General features: G+C 30.0%; 1 pseudogene. It reads right to left on the bottom strand.

Features of this window, described 5'->3' with window-relative positions:
- Positions 1–387 (bottom strand): annotated as a pseudogene (locus tag AJ887_RS10505) (highly acidic protein); the annotation flags it as partial.

The following is a 387-nucleotide window of genomic DNA, read 5'->3' on the forward strand; positions in this document are numbered from 1 at the left end:
GTTCTAAATTTTCATCTTCTAAATTTTGAGTTTCTAAAGCTTTGTTTGCATTATCATCTTGAGATTCGTTAAGCTCTTCTTGCATTTCTAATGTATTTGCTTTAGAATCGTTTAATAATTCTTGCTTTTCTATTTCTTCATTTTTGTCATCTTCTTTGATTTCTAAATCTTCATCATTTTTATCATCTAGTTCGTCTAAACTAGGCTCAGTATCCAAAGCTGTATGTTCTTGGCTTAAGTCTTCTTTTTGGCTTCCGCCATCTTCCAAAGTTAAATCTAAATCAGTTTGAATGTCTTCTTGAGTCTGTTCTTTAGTTGTTTCTTGTTCTAAATTTTCATCTTCTAAATTTTGAGTTTCTAAAGCTTTGTTTGCATTATCATCTTGAG

This window comes from Campylobacter sp. BCW_6466, from assembly GCF_001762835.1.
Lineage (GTDB): Bacteria > Campylobacterota > Campylobacteria > Campylobacterales > Campylobacteraceae > Campylobacter_D > Campylobacter_D jejuni.